The sequence below is a fragment of the Rheinheimera sp. genome, from assembly GCF_030824435.1.
In the GTDB taxonomy this organism is placed as follows: domain Bacteria; phylum Pseudomonadota; class Gammaproteobacteria; order Enterobacterales; family Alteromonadaceae; genus Pararheinheimera.
Map to the genome: position 1 here is coordinate 1 of NZ_JAVBXS010000094.1, position 17,158 is coordinate 17,158.

Annotated in this window: 21 protein-coding genes, 1 other RNA gene and 1 pseudogene; 15 read left to right on the forward strand and 8 right to left on the reverse strand. The window is 44.7% G+C overall.

All coding sequences use genetic code 11. The annotated features are described in order from the left end of the window. Positions 1-519, reverse strand: a pseudogene (locus RCH83_RS15535) (heat-inducible transcription repressor HrcA); the annotation flags it as partial. Between the two features lie 153 nt (positions 520-672). On the opposite strand from RCH83_RS15535, the gene nadK reads away from it, so the two are divergent. From nadK to RCH83_RS15550, 3 genes are all read left to right on the forward strand, one after another. Further along, on the forward strand, positions 673-1,554 hold the full coding sequence (gene nadK / locus RCH83_RS15540) for an NAD(+) kinase (RefSeq protein ID WP_306523695.1): 882 nt from the start codon (positions 673-675) through the stop codon (positions 1,552-1,554). Positions 1,555-1,748: 194 nt separating this feature from the next. Further along, positions 1,749-3,416, forward strand: a complete 1,668-nt coding sequence (recN, locus tag RCH83_RS15545) for a DNA repair protein RecN (protein WP_306523696.1) — start codon at positions 1,749-1,751, stop codon at positions 3,414-3,416. Between the two features lie 214 nt (positions 3,417-3,630). Beyond that, the gene (locus RCH83_RS15550; RefSeq protein WP_306523697.1) at positions 3,631-3,999 is read left to right on the forward strand and encodes an outer membrane protein assembly factor BamE; all 369 of its coding nucleotides are present in this window, start codon (positions 3,631-3,633) and stop codon (positions 3,997-3,999) included. 300 nt (positions 4,000-4,299) lie between these two features. On the opposite strand, the gene RCH83_RS15555 is transcribed toward RCH83_RS15550, so the two are convergent. After that, positions 4,300-4,644, reverse strand: coding sequence for an RnfH family protein (locus tag RCH83_RS15555; protein WP_306523698.1), 345 nt, complete (start codon positions 4,642-4,644; stop codon positions 4,300-4,302). Next, positions 4,637-5,080: a type II toxin-antitoxin system RatA family toxin gene (locus tag RCH83_RS15560; protein WP_306523699.1), complete on the reverse strand. Its 444-nt coding sequence runs from the start codon at positions 5,078-5,080 to the stop codon at positions 4,637-4,639. Before RCH83_RS15560 ends, RCH83_RS15555 begins: the two co-directional genes overlap by 8 nt. A 117-nt stretch (positions 5,081-5,197) precedes the next feature. Between RCH83_RS15560 and smpB the strand changes: the two genes are divergently transcribed. The 6 genes from smpB to RCH83_RS15590 all read left to right on the forward strand — a co-directional run bounded on the left by smpB (position 5,198) and on the right by RCH83_RS15590 (position 9,799). Continuing rightward, positions 5,198-5,680 carry an SsrA-binding protein SmpB gene (smpB, locus tag RCH83_RS15565; protein ID WP_306523700.1) on the forward strand — a complete coding sequence of 161 codons (483 nt, stop codon included), beginning with the start codon at positions 5,198-5,200 and terminating at the stop codon, positions 5,678-5,680. Positions 5,681-5,851: 171 nt separating this feature from the next. After that, positions 5,852-6,209, forward strand: a transfer-messenger RNA (tmRNA) gene (ssrA, locus tag RCH83_RS15570). A gap of 233 nt (positions 6,210-6,442) precedes the next feature. Beyond that, a complete protein-coding gene (locus RCH83_RS15575; RefSeq protein ID WP_306523701.1) occupies positions 6,443-7,900 on the forward strand; it encodes a replication endonuclease in 1,458 nt (485 codons plus the stop codon). A gap of 28 nt (positions 7,901-7,928) precedes the next feature. Continuing rightward, positions 7,929-8,156, forward strand: coding sequence for a hypothetical protein (locus RCH83_RS15580; protein WP_306523702.1), 228 nt, complete (start codon positions 7,929-7,931; stop codon positions 8,154-8,156). Between the two features lie 341 nt (positions 8,157-8,497). After that, on the forward strand, positions 8,498-8,707 hold the full coding sequence (locus RCH83_RS15585; protein WP_306523703.1) for a hypothetical protein: 210 nt from the start codon (positions 8,498-8,500) through the stop codon (positions 8,705-8,707). Positions 8,708-8,710: 3 nt separating this feature from the next. Further along, positions 8,711-9,799 (forward strand): tyrosine-type recombinase/integrase, encoded by a 1,089-nt coding sequence (locus RCH83_RS15590; RefSeq protein ID WP_306523704.1) that lies wholly within the window; start codon positions 8,711-8,713, stop codon positions 9,797-9,799. A 150-nt stretch (positions 9,800-9,949) separates the two neighbouring features. Here the strand turns inward: RCH83_RS15590 and RCH83_RS15595 are convergent, their stop codons facing one another. Then, entirely contained in the window at positions 9,950-10,630 is a 681-nt protein-coding gene (locus RCH83_RS15595) for an SOS response-associated peptidase (RefSeq protein WP_306523705.1), read from the reverse strand. Positions 10,631-11,162: 532 nt separating this feature from the next. Here RCH83_RS15595 and RCH83_RS15600 point away from each other — a divergent pair. From RCH83_RS15600 to RCH83_RS15610, 3 genes are all read left to right on the forward strand, one after another. Continuing rightward, a complete protein-coding gene (locus tag RCH83_RS15600) occupies positions 11,163-11,558 on the forward strand; it encodes a nucleotidyltransferase domain-containing protein (RefSeq protein WP_306523706.1) in 396 nt (131 codons plus the stop codon). Then, a complete protein-coding gene (locus RCH83_RS15605; protein WP_306523707.1) occupies positions 11,548-11,979 on the forward strand; it encodes a DUF86 domain-containing protein in 432 nt (143 codons plus the stop codon). The genes RCH83_RS15600 and RCH83_RS15605 overlap by 11 nt, the downstream gene beginning before the upstream one ends. A 238-nt stretch (positions 11,980-12,217) precedes the next feature. After that, on the forward strand, positions 12,218-12,448 hold the full coding sequence (locus RCH83_RS15610; RefSeq protein WP_306523708.1) for a DUF2188 domain-containing protein: 231 nt from the start codon (positions 12,218-12,220) through the stop codon (positions 12,446-12,448). A 29-nt stretch (positions 12,449-12,477) separates the two neighbouring features. Here RCH83_RS15610 and RCH83_RS15615 read toward each other — a convergent pair whose 3' ends face one another. The 4 genes from RCH83_RS15615 to RCH83_RS15630 form a co-directional block, all read right to left on the reverse strand. Further along, the gene (locus RCH83_RS15615; protein ID WP_306523709.1) at positions 12,478-13,086 is read right to left on the reverse strand and encodes a hypothetical protein; all 609 of its coding nucleotides are present in this window, start codon (positions 13,084-13,086) and stop codon (positions 12,478-12,480) included. Next, a complete protein-coding gene (locus RCH83_RS15620; RefSeq protein ID WP_306523710.1) occupies positions 13,086-13,322 on the reverse strand; it encodes a DUF2188 domain-containing protein in 237 nt (78 codons plus the stop codon). Before RCH83_RS15620 ends, RCH83_RS15615 begins: the two co-directional genes overlap by 1 nt. 143 nt (positions 13,323-13,465) lie before the next feature. Then, on the reverse strand, positions 13,466-13,972 hold the full coding sequence (locus RCH83_RS15625) for a hypothetical protein (RefSeq protein ID WP_306523711.1): 507 nt from the start codon (positions 13,970-13,972) through the stop codon (positions 13,466-13,468). A 25-nt stretch (positions 13,973-13,997) separates the two neighbouring features. Beyond that, a complete protein-coding gene (locus RCH83_RS15630; protein ID WP_306523712.1) occupies positions 13,998-15,101 on the reverse strand; it encodes a hypothetical protein in 1,104 nt (367 codons plus the stop codon). A 354-nt stretch (positions 15,102-15,455) separates the two neighbouring features. Between RCH83_RS15630 and RCH83_RS15635 the strand changes: the two genes are divergently transcribed. The 3 genes from RCH83_RS15635 to RCH83_RS15645 all read left to right on the forward strand — a co-directional run. Continuing rightward, on the forward strand, positions 15,456-15,794 hold the full coding sequence (locus tag RCH83_RS15635; RefSeq protein WP_306523713.1) for a hypothetical protein: 339 nt from the start codon (positions 15,456-15,458) through the stop codon (positions 15,792-15,794). 161 nt (positions 15,795-15,955) lie between these two features. Further along, positions 15,956-16,417: a hypothetical protein gene (locus tag RCH83_RS15640; RefSeq protein WP_306523714.1), complete on the forward strand. Its 462-nt coding sequence runs from the start codon at positions 15,956-15,958 to the stop codon at positions 16,415-16,417. 80 nt (positions 16,418-16,497) lie between these two features. Next, the coding region (locus RCH83_RS15645) for a GAF domain-containing protein (protein WP_306523715.1) at positions 16,498-17,158 on the forward strand (661 nt) is incomplete at its 3' end.

A 17,158-nucleotide genomic window follows, 5' to 3' on the forward strand; every position in this document is an offset into this window, starting at 1 on the left:
GTTGGCATCTATGCCCTGGGGTTGCCACAACACCCGGTGCAAAATGTCGCCTTCTTCATCAATCACTACCAGCAATAAGCGATCGGCTGCCAGACGTACTAAATCTACCTGACGAATGACCCGGCCTGCCGCTTTGGGCGCACTAAAAATACTGACTAAACCTGTCAGGTTGGCAAGCAGCTGACCGGCTTTTTGGCATAACAAAGACACTGGCAACTGCGGCACCAGATGTTGCTGAATGTCGTTCAGCCAACGCGAAGGCAAAGGTTCCAGCTGCAGCATTTTGTCGATAAAAAGCCGGATGCCCTGAGTGGTAGGAATACGGCCGGCCGAAGTATGGGGTGAACGAATAAGCCCCAGCTGCTCCAGTTGCACCATGCTGTTACGCACAGTCGCCGAGCTCACCTGCAAAGCGGCATTTTCCGCAATTAACTTCGACGATACCGGCGAACCATCAGCCAGATACTGTTCTACGATGAGTTTCAGAATAAGCTCTGAACGACTCAGCCCTGCCGTCATACTGCCACCTGTGAATAAATACCCGTTTATAGTGGGGACTTGCGCTAAAAAAACAACCATCCGCACAAAACTAACTCAACCGCCGCCGTGGTGCTGGTGCTGCCTTGTCACACTTTGTATACTCAAACAAAATCTTCGCTGGATCAACAAGCTATGAGCCACGCTTTTCGCACTATCGGCCTGATTGGTAAACCAAATCATCAGGGCGCCAATCACACTCTGGTAAGCCTGTATCACTTTTTAAAACAGTATCAGTTACAGGTGTATGTTGAAGAAAAAGTGGCGGGTTCTTTAGGTTTACCTGATGTACAAGCCATGGATCTGGTGGATTTAGGCAAAAACTGCGATTTAGCCATAGTGGTCGGTGGCGACGGCAATATGCTGGGTGCAGCCAGGGTGCTGGCGCGTTTTGGTGTGGCTGTGCTTGGTGTAAACCGCGGTAATTTAGGTTTTTTAACCGACTTATCACCCGAAAGTTTTCAGGTGCCTCTGGCTGAAGTGCTGGCCGGCAATTATGTGAATGAACACCGCAATCTGCTGGAAATTGAAGTCCATCGCCACGACAGCATTAAAAGCAGCAACAGCGCCGTCAATGAAGCCGTGCTTCATGCCGACAAAGTAGCGCATATGATTGAATTTGAAGCTTATATTAATGGTGAGTTTGTATTCAGCCAGCGCTCTGACGGCCTGATTGTCAGCACACCAACAGGCTCTACCGCTTATTCATTGTCTGGTGGCGGCCCTATTTTAACGCCCGAGCTGGATGCGATGAGTTTAGTGCCGATGTTTCCACACACCTTAAGCAGCAGGCCGCTGGTGGTGTCCGGCAACAGCGAAATCCGCCTCAAAGTTGCACCAAGTAACGACGCTCATTTGCAAATCAGCTGCGACAGCCATGTGATACTGGCGGTGATGCCGGGTGATGAAATTGTTATCCGCAAACACCCTAAACCACTGAAACTGGTGCATCCGCCTGGTTACAGTTATTTTAATGTGCTGCGTAATAAACTCGGCTGGGGCGCAAAACTTTATTAAGTTTTGCGTTGCTGTTTAAGTTTGGCGTTTATGTTTTGTGTACGTTTTGCGTTTAATGTGCTGCACTTGTTTTGTTCAATAAGCTATGAAATCAACCCATTAGAATTTTTTTTCCAGACCTGCTTGTCAGTTTGATAATTACTGTATAAATTCACAGTTAACTAATTTCACTGTTCATAATCACAGGCCGCGCCATGCTTACCCATCTTCATATCAGTAACTTTGCCATAGTCCGGGCTCTGGAAATTGAATGGCAACCCGGCATGACCACTATCACGGGTGAAACCGGTGCCGGTAAATCTATTTCACTGGATGCTTTAGCACTTTGCCTTGGCGAACGTGCCGATGGTTTTGTGGTGCGCCCTGGCGCCGACAAAGCCGATTTAGTAGCAACCTTTGATATCAGTAACTTACCAGCAGCACAACAGTGGCTGGCGCAGCAAGACTTAGCCATGGGCCAGGAATGTATAGTGCGCCGTGTAGTCGGCAGTGAAGGCCGTTCCCGTGGTTATATCAATGGCGTGCAGGTACCGGCACAACAACTCAAAAGTCTCGGCCAGTTGTTATTAAGTATTCATGGCCAGCATGCCCATCAGCTGTTATTAAAGTCAGAACATCAACGCCAGTTGCTGGATGCTTTTGCCGATCACCCGCTGTTATTAAGTTCAGTGAAACAACTGTGGAAAGACTGGCAGCAGTTAAAACAGGAATATCAGGAGCTGCTGACTTCACAACAACAACGGGAAGCACAACGTCAATTATTAGAATATCAGGTGGCAGAGCTTGACCAGTTTGCACCACAACAAGACGAATTTGCCGAACTTGAAGCTGAACATCAGCGTTTAAGCCATAGCGCAGGTTTAATAGAGGCCAGCCAGCAAGGGCTGGAGCTTTTGATTGACTGTGAAGAAGGCAATGCACTGAGTTTACTCAAACAAGCGAGCTACCTATTGGCCGATGCAAGTGCAGTGGACGCCAAACTCAGTGGCATTGAACAAATGTTGCAGGAAGCTTTGGTGCAGGTGGAAGAAGCCAGCCGCGAACTGCGTCGTTATGGGGAAAAAGTAGAAGTAGATCCTGAGCGTTTAAGCGAAATAAACGAGCGTTTAAGCGCCTGGCTCACTTTAAGCCGCAAACATCAGGTACCAAACGATCAGCTGTTTTTGCACCATCAGCATTTAGCCCAGCAACTACAACAACTGGCAGGTGACGACGAACGTTTAGCTGAACTGAATTTAACCATAGCCCAGGCGGCCCGCAGTTATAGTGAGGCTGCTGCTCAGCTCAGTCAGGAGCGGCAACAAGCGGCTTTGGAGCTCAGCCATAAAATTGAACGCAGTATGGCAGAGCTCAGTATGCACAATGCCCGTTTTGAAATTGTGGTGCAGCCTTTGGCACTGGATAAAGCCAATGCCCTTGGCACCGACCATATCGACTTTATGGTCAGCACCAACCCTGGCCAGCCGCTGCAACCTATGCATAAAGTGGCGTCCGGTGGTGAATTATCCCGCATAAGCCTTGCTGTGCAGGTGATTCTGGCCGACAAAGTCACAACCCCTACCTTAATTTTTGATGAAGTAGATGTAGGCATCAGCGGTCCTGTTGCTGCAGGTGTTGGCCGGTTGTTGCGCCAGCTGGGTGCTTCTACTCAGGTGATTTGTGTCACCCACTTGCCACAGGTGGCCAGCCAGGGTCATCAACAAATGTTTGTTGAAAAATATACCGACGGTGTTCACACTGAAACCAGAATGCGGACCTTATTTGACGACGAAAGGGTGCAGGAAATTGCCCGTTTATTGGCAGGTGAAAATGTCAGCGCCAGTGCAATTGCTAATGCGCGCGAACTTTTATGCACACCCTGAGTCAGATGGAAGCTTTTAAACCCAAAATCATTGGTGATTCGGGATGGCCACGGTGGAACCGCGGCAACTGAACAAATCCACGGGAACATAGCTGTTCTATGTGACCGGGGTGAGCGAAGGTGGCAAACAACCCCGAATCTTCAAGGATGAAGGGTTTAATCTCCCCCCATGCTTGCGGTATGATGCAAGTCTTACTTAAAAAATGAAGAGTGTTATGGCAGCTGTATTCTCAAAATCAATCAGCAAATGGCTGATTGCCGCCTGTTGTGCCTTATCAATGTCGGCCTGCAGCAATTGGATTTACCGGATTGATGTGCCACAAGGCAACTTTCTGGAACAAAAAGACATTGATAAATTACGTATCGCGATGAGCAAAGAACAAGTGCAGTTTGTTTTAGGTAACCCTGTTGCCGAAAACAGCTTTGACGACAATGTCTGGCATTATTTTTATTCACTGAAAAGTGGCACCGGCGATCGTGATTTTCAAAAGCAAGTGGTGTTAAATTTTGCCGACAATAAATTGGTGAAAATGACCGGTGATTTTGAAATTCCAAAAGATTTTAATACGCCGCTCGATAAATAATGGTTCAAGCCCTTTTGGCAGCGACAAACAGCTAAACGCGGTTTTGCCAGACAAAAAAGGACATGTATTAAACATGTCCTTTTTTATTGCTCACTGAAATCACTCAGCATTTGGTATTGTGACCTTTAGCCTCAACATGATGTCAGTACTATAGATGTCTACCATGTTTGTGGTAGCCAAATCCTTGACTGCAAACCCGTTGCCACCAGGTGTTGCAGCTCATTAAAGTTACTACCTATCAATCACTTAGATAGTAAATTTTATCAAAACAACAATGCCGGCTGTTGTGATTTAACAACCTTAGTCATCAGCACTATGATGCTGAGGCCTGCCACCCGTTGTTTTATCTGCCCTGCCTTCTTCTTTGGCTTTTTCGGCACGGCGTCTGCGCATATCTTTGGGATCGGCAATTAAAGGCCGGTAAATTTCAATACGATCTCCGGCACGAGCGCGCTCATCCAGCCTGACAGTGCGACTCCAGATACCCACTTTATTTTTTGTTAAATCAATATCCGGATGCGTGTGCAAAATACCACTGTGTTCAATAATTTGCTGCACAGTACTCTCAGGTGAAACCATAAGGCTCAACAAGGTTTGCCGCTCCGGTAAAGCGTAAGCCACTTCAACTGCAATTTGTTCAGCCATGTTGTTCTCCATACACCTGTTTAGCGCGCTGGGTAAAAGCCTGCACCATTGACATGGTCAGCTCATTAAAAATTTTGCCAAAAGCAAATTCCACCAATTTACTGGAAAACTCAAACTCCAGTGCCAGCACCACTTTGCAGGCTTCGTCACTTAATGGAATAAACTGCCAGCCGCCGCGCAAATATTTAAAAGGCCCGTCGACCAGCCGCATATCAAGACGTTCAAAGGGGATCATGGTATTGCGGGTGGTAAAGGTTTTGCTGATACCGGCTTTGGAAACTTGCAGACTGGCGGTTTGTATATTGCCATCCAACGATAACACCGCTGCAGCACTGCAACCTGGCAAAAACTGCGGGTAAGACGGCACGTCGGTCACCAGCTCAAACATCTGCCGGCTGCTATAAAAAACCAACGCGCTACGTTCAATTTGTGGCATACTCACTCCCCTGAATCAGGTCGGCGATTGTAGCAGAATCTGCACCTGTAACAAGTTTCACCGCCATGGCTCCACGCATTTCGCCATGTTGCACTTTCAAGCGCATTTTGAGCAAGCATGAGTAAAAAATCTAATAAAACCAATGACGGCGGCACTATTGCCACCAACAGAAAAGCCCGGCACGAATATTTTTTGCAGGACCGTTTTGAAGGCGGTATGGCGTTACAAGGCTGGGAAATTAAAAGTATCCGCCAGGGCAAAGCCAATATTTCTGACTCTTACGTCATTATCAAAAATGGTGAAGCTTATTTATTTGGCGCCATTATTACGCCTCTAAACAGCGCGTCCAGCCATGTGATATGCGACCCGGAGCGGTCCCGTAAATTACTGCTGAACAAACGTGAGCTAAACAAACTGATTGGCGCCACTGAACGTGACGGCTTTACACTGATTGCAACCTCCATGTATTGGAAAGGGCCATGGGTAAAACTTGAGTTTTATCTGGCCAAAGGTAAACGCGAATTTGATAAACGCGATGATATTAAAGACCGCGATTGGTCTCGTGAAAAAGAACGGATGATGAAACATTCCAAGCGTTAAACCGCTATAGATGGTTTTATTTGCAGTGAAGGGTTGAAAGTGGTGAATTAATCACCATTTAGTACACAAGGCGTCGGATAAAGCAGCAAAGCCAACAAGCATTGCTTGCCGCTCCCGATGTCAGGGCGTAGAATGCCCAAGTTACTGAAGCGTTCGCTTCACGAAGAATTCGGGGCTGATACTGGATTCGACGGGATTCACGAACTCCTAAGTGCATGCCGAGGGGCGGTTGGCCTCGTAAAAAGCCGCAAAAAAGTAGTCGCAAACGACGAAACATACGCAATCGCCGCCTAATAAGCGGTAGATGCTCTTCCCCTCACGCATGCCTATAAGCTGAGACTCTGGAAGATCACCCCTAATAGGATCGCATGGCGGCTTTGTCCGGAGCCAAGATGCTAAAACCAATCGGACTCGCCCGACGATAGCCTGCCATTCGGCGCTCATAGGGTTAACCAAACGAATGGATAAGCATGTAGTACTGAAGACGTAGGTTTTTCGGACGGGGGTTCAAATCCCCCCAGCTCCACCACAAATGAGAGCGGCGCAAGCTGCGCCGCTTCTCAAATCCTCCCTAAATTCAATAGCTTAAACCTCCACCGAGCAGCCAATCAATTCGGCTACAGCAGTCCAGACACGTCTGGAAATTGTCACTCCAGTGCCAACTTTTGTCATCCCAGCGCCAACTTTTGCCGCAAGTTACCCTCCCCCGCAAGTTTTACCAGTCGCGACATTCTAAAAAAATACCTCGCTGATCAGCAGCTGGTGGAAGAAAACCACGCGCTGTATTTACTCAACACGATTCATCAGGCGATGGTGGTTGATGATTTAGATTTCTCAATCGACCATGCCAAGCTAAAAGACTTCGCCATTAAACAGGCTGACTTTTGCAAAGCGGCCGACCTCTGCACTGCCATTAGCCATTTTGAAAAGTACCAACTGGGCAAACTGGCCTATAGCGAACTGGAAATTAAAAACCGCCTGCAAGATGCCAAATTCTGGCTGCGTCGTATTCGCCGTAAAACAGCCTCGCTAATTAACCAAGTCGAACGAGCATTAGGTTATGTCTCGAAACGCCGAGCGGTTTATTGCGGTGATGTATCACTGAACCGCCATCGGCAAAATCAGCTGCTTAGCCAGCAATACATGCAAAACACCTATCTGCAAAATGACGAAGGTTTCAGAATTCCACTTTCTGAAATTGCAGCGCACAACATCAGCAATCCAGTGATCCGCCGCCATGAGCTTATGGTAAGAATTCGCGGATTTGAAGAAGTCGCTCAATACTGCGGCCATGCTGCCGTATTTGCCACTTTGACTACGCCGTCACGGATGCACGCCACCAATGCCACCGGCATTCCGAACCAAGCCTATGACGGCTCCAGCATCAATGATGCACAGGATTATCTAAACCATGTTTGGCAACTATGCCGAGCCAAGTTCGACCGCGACGAAATTAAACCCTATGGCTTTCGGGTAGTAGAACCGCACCACGATGGCACCCCGCACTGGCATTTATTGCTGTTTATGCCAGTCGAGCAAATTAAACATTTTAAGGAAGTGGTCACCCATTACGGCCTGCAAGATTCGCCGGATGAAAGAGGCGCAAAGCAGTATCGGGTTAAATTTATTGATATTGACCCCGCCAAAGGCAGTGCCGCCGGATATATCGCCAAATACATAGCCAAAAACATCGACGGTTTCGCGGTAGGAACTGATACCAGCGGCCAGCCATCTGATTTAGTCGCTGCACGAATTAACGCATGGTCTAAAGCTGCTGGTATTCGTCAGTTCCAGCAAATAGGTGGCGCAAGCGTTACAGTCTGGCGTGAACTTCGCCGCCTAAAACAAAGCGAAAATCAAACAGAAGAATTTAATGCCGCCCATGCTGCTGCCGACGCCTCGAACTGGGCTGCGTTTTGTCTTGCCATGAATGCCGTTGATACACAACGCAAAGAGCATCTGATAAGCCCCTACTACGAAATCCGCGCCACTGAATCTATCGACTATCAAAGCGGAGAAATTCAAAGCTGCCCACTAAACCGCTATCAGGAATTACGAAAACCCGCGCTGTCGGGTCTGTCGCTGTTTGGTATCACTATTAAAACCCGCACGCGCAGATGGTCTCTTTCATCTGCGCCGCCGAGCCGAGATAGCACCAACCCGCCTTTAGGTGGGCTGGTGCTGTCGAGTGAGGTGGCAACCTTGGACTTGTGTAAATAACTGTACGGATGAAAAAATGAATAAAAAGATGAATACCCCAAGCACCAGTTTTACCGTAAATGAAGTGGTACTACTGCTAAACCTCACAGTCATCAAACAAGATCGTGGTGATAAGTTCCTGCCGGAAAACCTTGGAATTATCTGCGGTGTACTGACCTTAAACGAAGAAGTTGAAATGGTCGTGAAGTTTATTGACCGAGTTTGCCAGTTCACAAAGTCAGAATTTAACCGCCACTATCGGATAATCAACGAATGATTTTTCAAAAATTTGCGTTGACGGCTAAAAAATTCTGTTTTAATTTCAGCAACGAGGTTTACTCCAGAACTGATGTATTGATGTGTAATAACATCGCTTGGTTCTGGCAATTAAATAAAATACTGAAATTAAAACTTAGCAGCGCGCCACTCTTTCAACCTATACGGTTTCAACGCACAAGCGTCACTCTCTTGCCTACGGGCTCACCGCGCAAATACATACTATTAATCAATAGCATCCAAAACCTCAAAACTCTTAGCTCAGACTATCCCTATGGTCTGATTCAATCAGCTTTGAAACAAGGCCTGTTGTCGTATGCGCACGCCTTAAGGAAATGGTTTATGCAAGATCAAAACGCTGACCCACAAACAACGACTATCCGTTGGGTCACTGTAGAAAAATGTGCGGAGCTTATCGGTTGGACAAAGGACGCTATCAATGCGCTGCGTGTGAAAGGCAAAATCCGTATGGATGTTCATTGGGTGAAACGAAACGGCCGGATCTTTATTGATATGGCCGCTTTGCAACAATGGATAGGCACAGGGAAATAAGCCATGAAACCAACTGAATTTAAAGGCATCTATGCCGGTGAAAGCTCTATCCGTATCGACTTTATGCTAAATGGTGAACGGTGCCGCGAGACTATCCGAGGCACACCAACCAAAACTCGTTTAAAAGAAGCAGCACTTAAACGCGACCAAATCCAGTATGAAATAGATATGGGAAAATTTGACTACCTGAGTCACTTCCCCAATAGCCCACGCGCACTGCGGCATACACCGAACAAAGCGGCGCATATCACTATCAGTGAATCCGTCGACATCTGGTTTAAGCACAAAAGTAAAAACTGGACGCAGGCAACTTATCGCGGAAACCTCAGTAAAGTGAGAACGCATGTACTGCCAAATTTTGGCCAACTGACATTGGCCGAATTTAAGCCCTCAATGTTCAAGTTATGGGCTGCGTCATCTACCCTGTCACCAAAGTCTATAAACGCAGTACGCTCAATTATGCTTGGCATCTTTAAAGAGCAATTTAACGATAGTGTGATCGATTCCAACCCCATCGAAAAATGTGAACCATTGCCAAAACGGACAAAGCGGGTCACCCCCTTTAACCCAGATCAACGCGAAGCAATTATCAAGGCCATTGCCGATCCCATTGCCCGTGACTTTTATATCTTTGCATTTAGTACGGGTATGCGAACCGGCGAGCAGTTGGGGTTACGCTGGCAGGACGTTGATTTTGAGAAAAAGCGTATTTATATCCGCCAATCTATCGTCAATGGCAAACTGGCTGGCACTAAAACTGAAAGTTCCAATCGTACCCACCATCTGGATGACGAAGCACTACAAGTCTTGCTCAACATCCAACAATATCACCCCAGCAACCAGCCGGAAGAAAGGGTATTTATCAACCCTGCCAATATGAAGCCTTGGAAAGACGATGCTGTACCACGGAATCGCCACTGGAAACCCGCACTTAAAAGAGCGGGTGTGCCCTACCAGCGGCCATATACCTGCCGGCACACTTATGCTTCAACCAAGTTAACTGCCGGATGTGATCCAAGCTGGCTGGCAAAACAGATGGGACATAAAGATTGGGGCATGATCCGAACCATTTACGCACAATGGATTGATTAAAGGATGCAAGCAGCTGCCACGGGGAGGAACCGCGCTTAGCGGCGGGGCACCCGTGGTGGCTGTCTGGCTTAACAATTTGAAACTATCTAAAAACAGCACATATTGAGAAAATCTCAAAGCATCAGTCAGACCGCCCTGACCTATAATTTTTTAATCCGCAGCTAATACAAACTCCTGCCCTATTTGCTGAAAGTGACTTGGTTTATCAATCTGAAAACCTGTCAGTTGCTGCCGTAATACCGGCTTTAATAAATCATCAAATACCGATACATCTTGCTGGGTTGGAGACAACCATAAATCAAGTTGCTCGGGTGGCAACATCAGTGGCATAGCCTTGCTGTGGTATGGCAGCAGCTTCGGGTGTGGCGGCAGGGTGATAATGGAACAGGAGTATATCAATTCACCAGTTTCTTTATTGAGCCAGGTGCTATACAAACCACCAAAAGCAATCGCCTTTTCGCCGATAAAATCGTGGTAAACCGATTTACCATCAATCACCTCAGTTTCACCAAAACCTGATGCCGGTATTATGCAGCGTTGCTGCCGGTATGCCGTAAAACCTGCGCTGCCTTTGGTATGTAATTTGTCGGAACGGGTATTAAACGAAGTGTATTGCGAGGGTTTAAAGCCTGAATCTGTGGGTTCCAGCAACAACCACCAGATTGCATCCTGCAACCGGCGCTGGCCGTTATGCTCCAGCACTACTGATACAGTATTGGTAGCCCTGATAAATCGCCCTGTTCTGATGGGATTAGGCCAAAGTGGTATACCCAATTCTTCCAGCAAACCAATCACTAAAGGGTTATCAGTTACATTCAGCCTGCCGCACATAGCACCGCCTTCGCTTATAGCATCTGTTTATTATTTAAACACACCATTGCATTTATTCAGCATTTACTTATATTGGTTTTGGGTAATTCCCCAATAAAAATACAAAAGGATATGTAGATGAAATTGCGGTCACTGTTTTTACTCTTTGTGATGTTGATTAGCTTTGCCACCTTTGCAGAGCCCACAATCGAAAATACCAGTTTAGAAAACCCACAAATCACCAGCGAAGTTAAGCAACCAGCTGATTTTCTTGACCAGCCAAAATCCCAATATTTAGCCGGTATTTTTCAGGAAAACAACAACCAACTTTCAGCCAGTTCTGAATGCTGCAAGGTATGCCGCAAAGGTAAAGCCTGTGGCGACAGTTGCATCAGTAAGTCAAAAACCTGCAATGTTGGGGCTGGTTGCGCCTGTGATGGTTAGGCATAACCTTTGTTAAATACAGAAGTTAAATGCAGACTTTATTTGTCGTTAACGGTATCAATAGTTACTATGGCGTATATACCGTTAACGCATTGAGTTGGAGTTTGCTGTGAACTTTCCTTTAATAGTCCAGCTTTTGCAAAACCGATTGCCAAACCTGATGGCCATATACGCTTTTGGTAGTCAGGTTGAAGGCACCGCCGATAAAAAAAGTGATTTAGATTTGGCAGTTCTGGTGGCCGGTTATGCTGACCCTATTGATTTATGGGATATCAGCAGCGATTTGGCCGAGCTGGTGAATTGTGAAGTAGATTTACTCGACTTTCGCGCCGCTTCCACTGTGATGCAATACCAGATCCTGACCAAAGGCGAGCGCTTGTTTACCGTGGATAACAGCATTGGCAGTTACGAATCTTCTTTGCTTTCAGAGATGACCGCATTAAACGAAGCCCGCGCCGGAGTGCTGGCCGATATTCAAAAGGATGGTTCTGTTTATGGCCGTTGATCAAAGTCCCCTGCCCGATGACGTCTTAATTAATAAAGCCGCCACTATTGAGCGCTGCGTAAATCGTGCCCGAGAAGAATACAACAAAGACCCAGCCACTTTTGCTACCGACTATACCCGTCAGGATGCCGCTATTTTAAATATCCAGCGCGCATGTGAAGCCGCTCTGGATATGGGACAGCATCTTATTCGTAAGCATAAGCTCGGTGTGCCTCAGAGTTCTCGGGATGTTTTTACCTTATTAGCTACTGCTGGATTTATTCCAACTGAGCTTGCAGATAACCTAAAGAAAATGGTAGGTTTTAGGAACATAGCTGTGCATGAATATCAACGACTGCAAGTGCCTGTAGCGGAGATGGTTATATTGCATCGCCTACAAGATTTTCAGCTGTTTTGCGGAACTCTGATCAAAAAGACCTAGAAAATCAAAAGGGTAAGTTCTTGCATCTTGCAATCAGACTTAAAAGGAAAAAATCAAGACCTTACCCCATTATTCTTTTGTGAACCCATTACTCTTTTGTTTTGTATAAAAATAAAACAGCCTACTTGAATAGTACTGTATGTATCCCCATATGAACGTTATGCGGTTGTAATGGTGACAGGCAACCGTATAGGTGATCCAACGGTTACAAACTTTCACAAACCCAGAGGTAAACATAATGGCTGATACTGACTACAACGTATATCAAGATGCTGACGGTAAATGGCGTGGCAAACGTCAAGATGCAAGTCGAGCAAGTGTCGTTACTGACACGCAGAAAGAAGCGTTTGAGGCAACTCGGGAATTAGCGCGCAAAGTTCAATCGGAAGTATCCATTCATAGAGGTGATAACGGTCAAATACGTGCTAAATATAGCTACGGAAATGATCCGAAATCAACTAAAGGATAACCAACTGAAAGCCTCTATATGAGGCTTTTTCATAAATTAAGCCATACGTCCATATGCTGAATAATTTCAATTATTTCAACGTCTTTGACGCTATGATGACCATCATTTTCAACTAGTTCGTCGTATAAGTATGCTTGAAAATCATTGTAGCGCTGCCAAATAACATTTCCGCTTTTTAACCTACGCCCCAAAACTGCGTTAAACCAGTCTCTTACAACTTTGGTTGCATTTAAGGGGTCGTTAGCGTGGCTTTTAATATCAGAACCAGAAAGGTCAGATATTGCCATCCTGAATCTGTGCTTTTCTGAGTCGAGTATTAACAATTGCTTCGAACTCCATGGAGCACCATTAAGTTTTTGGCAACCATAATCAATGCCTAGTTCAAAAGGCATGTTCATTCTGAATATCTCATTATCGACTTTAGATACCATTCTCGAAAGATCATGAATACCAAATTTAGACTCTTTAATTAGACCGATAATCTTATCAATTCGAGTTTCTGCTGCGTCTACCCTTTCAAGTGATAACCTCGGCCGTAAGTCAATTGATTTTAGACAAAAGACTATAGCTAGGAGGGTTTCTCGATAATCTTCGTCAAAAGGGCAATTTACGAACACATTAATTTCAAAGTCATCCATTAACGTTTTTCCCCTCTATGAGGAGTTCGATCTTCGCCATAACTTTTCTTTTCACGAATTTTTCCATCTACGCCATGAATATAAAATTCAGCATGCTGACGTTTTGCAACGTCCTGTCCCCATTTTATAGCATCTTCCTGAGTCTCAAAACGTTTTGTCGCCTTATCGCTACCTCCTTTTCTAACAATCCACCCTCCGTCACTACCTCGCATAACATGCTGTGATTTTTCAGCCATATAATCACCGTTTTACTATTAATTCAGTACATTGATAATTGAATTCAAATTTTCGACCATATTGCAGCATCCGAATACGTGTTCACTAGCGTAAACCTTAAGCATTTACCTGTTAAAATACTTTAACACCTTAGATTAATGCACTATAAATCATCACTAGCTTGTCTTTCTCCCTTTACATTATGCAATCTGCTGATAAAAGACACGTTCACAAGCATCAACGAAAATAACGAATATGCTTGCATTAAACACATCATAGAAACAGAAAAAATCGCCACGCCTTTGAATATTATTTTATATTCAACAATAAAAGGAATATTGGCAAAAAAAACCTGTGAAAATTTCAAAAACAATATTGCTAATAGTACTGATGCAGAAATCAGCATATTGACCACAAGTTTCTCAACCTTTCTTGTGTGATCAATACCATTCATTAATGTAACATTTTTTCGCTCTGTAAGTACTGATATGGCTTCAGGATACAAATAAGCAACCCAAATCCCTACGGCCGCAAATAATGCTGATGATATATCAACCATAGATGACAATAAATCATCAAAATCCTTCATAACAATTAAATCAACCCCGTAAAAAGAAACAAAAGTTGAAATAAAAATTATACATAGAATTTTTATAAAAAATAATCTCATGCCCCCACCATCTCTATTTTAATATTTAACCAGAAGAACTTACAGCACTGTCAACTTCGACTTTAAAATCAATAAGTGAACTTCTTTGCCCCAAAATAACTGACAATAAAACATCTGCAGGGTAATAGCTTTCCTTCTTAGAAGACTCATCAACATTTATGTGTTTTCTTTCAACATAACTGTTGAACCACTTCGTTTGACCTTCTACACCGTCAGATTTAAATCCTATGTTATTCCACGCAGAGTCTGGTTCAATTTCATCATTGTATGTTTTGATTATTTCAGACAATTCATCAACACTCAGAAATTGCTCTGTAACTATTTCAACTTGCTTCTCTCTATTAATTGTTTTATCTGTCTTACCAAACACCTTATCATACAAATGAAATGCAGGATGCTTATCCACCTCTACGTTAGTGCTAATAGTTTCCCTAACGACCAGATGAGTTATCTTCTTAGATAGTTCCAGCAGCCCTGCATCATTGATTGATAATTCTTTCAATTCCCCATTAAATTTAAATCTAAGTGAGTAACTACCATCCGCAGAAGAATAAGAAACATTCTTTACAAGAATATCCTTATTTGCGTATTGATTAAAAGCAACCCTTTCGCTTTCCTTTTTTCTGGCATGAGGAATTCTTAGATCCATACAACGCTTTATATAGTCAAAAACACTCGTTGAATCGCATAATGACTTCGGAAACTTTATCGACGCAACAAGGTTTGCACTTGGTATAAACCAGTAATACATAGGTTCACCAAGTATTAAATTTTGATTCTCATACTGTGTTTTTATCTTATGTGAGTCTTTTCCAGTATCCCCTACTTTTGAACGTGGGAGAATACCATTTACACTTCCACTATCATCTGCATACTTTTTCCATAGTACAAATAAATAATCCCCTGTTTTTACATCATGATGAATGGATTTACAAAAAACTTGAGTTCTAAGTGGTGATTTATTTGCATCCCACGGAATCGTATTTTCAACTTCGCGACCTGAAAGCCACGTCGAAACGGCTTCTAAAGTTGGCACTAGTCCACCTTCTACAAACTCAGATTGTCCGCCTTTATATCTATAAAAACCACATTCGGTAACTTTAAAAAAAGTTATTAGACCCCGCTCCATGAATTCTCCTTGTTCAGTACATAGTCAATAAAATCTATTTTTCTATTCGAATCAGTAATGACAAATAGTAAAAAATTTTGTACCCTAAATCTAACAGTTGCTAGAGCAGAATCCAATAACTATGAAACCTTTTGATAATAAAGAGAATAATTGTGGTTCAAATCCCCCCAGCTCCACCAACAAGCCGAAAGGCGCTAAAAAGCCCTGAGTTCAATGAACCCGGGGCTTTTTTTTGCGTGTTTTTTTCGTTTATCCGCCAAAGGATACTGGCCGTCGCCGTTAACATTGCCTGTTGCTGTGCAACAGTGTTATAAGCGGTTATCCCTGTTTTGGGTTTTATCAAGGATGTATGCCATGGAACTGGTTCAGATTTTTATAATGTTTTTGCTGCTGGTGATTACCCTGACGTTGATAGTGGTGTCTATTAAATTGACTGATCTGCTCTCTGAAAGCCGCGCTGCGCGATTAGCAGTGCAAAATATTGAAGCAGATGAGTTGTTTCAGCATGGCCATTTGAATCAACAGGCCCGTCTGGCACAGCAGGATCGCCAGGAAGAAATTCTGTTGTTATTGCGGGATATTGCCAGTCAGATGTCATTGCGCCAGCCAGCCGAACGTTATCGAGCAAGCAGCACCGACAAAGCCGAATCAAACAATCAGGCTGCTGTCAGTCGTTTTAGCCAGAATCGTTAATAAGTCCTTTGTTACTGCGTGTAGTTTTGCAGCAGTTAAACGCCAAAACTACATTGCCTGGTTGACAGCATTGCAGCTGCCGCTGATGATGGGCGCCTGACTGATCAGTCGCCTGATCTTTTTCCGGCAGCCTCTGCTGCCCCGCCAGCGGGAAGTTCTTCATGTCTTTTATTCGTGCACAAAATGGGTTTATCTGGGGTTTTGGTCTGGGCATCAGCGCTGCATCAATGCTGTTTTATGTCTGGCATATGGAGACTATCAACAACCTGCAGCAACAGTGGTTGGCAAGCCAGAAAGCGCAACAACAGCAACAGCAGCAGTCGAGCAGCAAGCAAGTAGAAACAATTGATTTGCTTATGAAAAGCTACAGTATTGCCGACGGCAATGAAGATCAGGATATGCGCTCTGAACTGATCCGCGCCAACCATATGCCATTGTTACTGGCGTTACAACAACAGTCAGGCTCAGATGTCAGTGATTTAATAGACCCGGCTAAACCTTTTAATTCTGCCCAGTTATATGCTGCACTGCTGCGGATAAAACAACAACATGAACGCCAGCAAGCCCGGTTGCAACTGGACGAAAGAGCAAAAACTGTCACCACATCCGCCACTCAACCTTAGTTTTTTTAGCTTCTGCTTAGCACGCAATATTAAAATCGGCGTACACTGGAGATATCAATGTTCCGGTGTACTCTGTTTTTATGAAACCAGCTTTACCCCTTAATGAAGCCGAACGTCTGCAGTTGCTTTACCAGCTCCAAATTCTTGATACGCAGGCTGAGCCGGAATTTGATGCGCTGACCAAGCTGGCAGCACTGATTTGCCAGTCTGAAATTTCAGTGATTAGTCTGATTGACAAAGACCGGCAATGGTTTAAAGCCCGGCTGAATATTGAGGATCCGGAAACCACCAGAGAAACTTCTTTTTGCGCTCACGCTATTTTGCAGCCTGAACAGTTAACTTACGTCCCTGACGCCAGCCTTGACCCACGTTTTGCCGATAATCCGAATGTCACACAAAACAATGGCATCCGGTTTTATGCCGGTGCTCCGCTGCTGATAAAACCCGGTATCGCACTTGGCACGTTATGTGTGGTAGACACAAAACCAAGACAACTTACCGAAGCCCAGCAAAATGCGCTTATTCTACTGGCAAAACAAGCAGTTAGCCTGATGCAAAGCAGGCTGCTGGCGCGGGAAAAAGAGCTGCAACAACAAACCTTGTTAACTGTCACCGAACATGTACCTGTATTGCTTGGCCAGATTGACCGACAACAGCGTTACGTATTTTGTAATTCAAAATATTCGCAATGGTTTGGTATTAATCCTACAGAAGCCATAGGCCGCAGCATCAGCGAAGTTT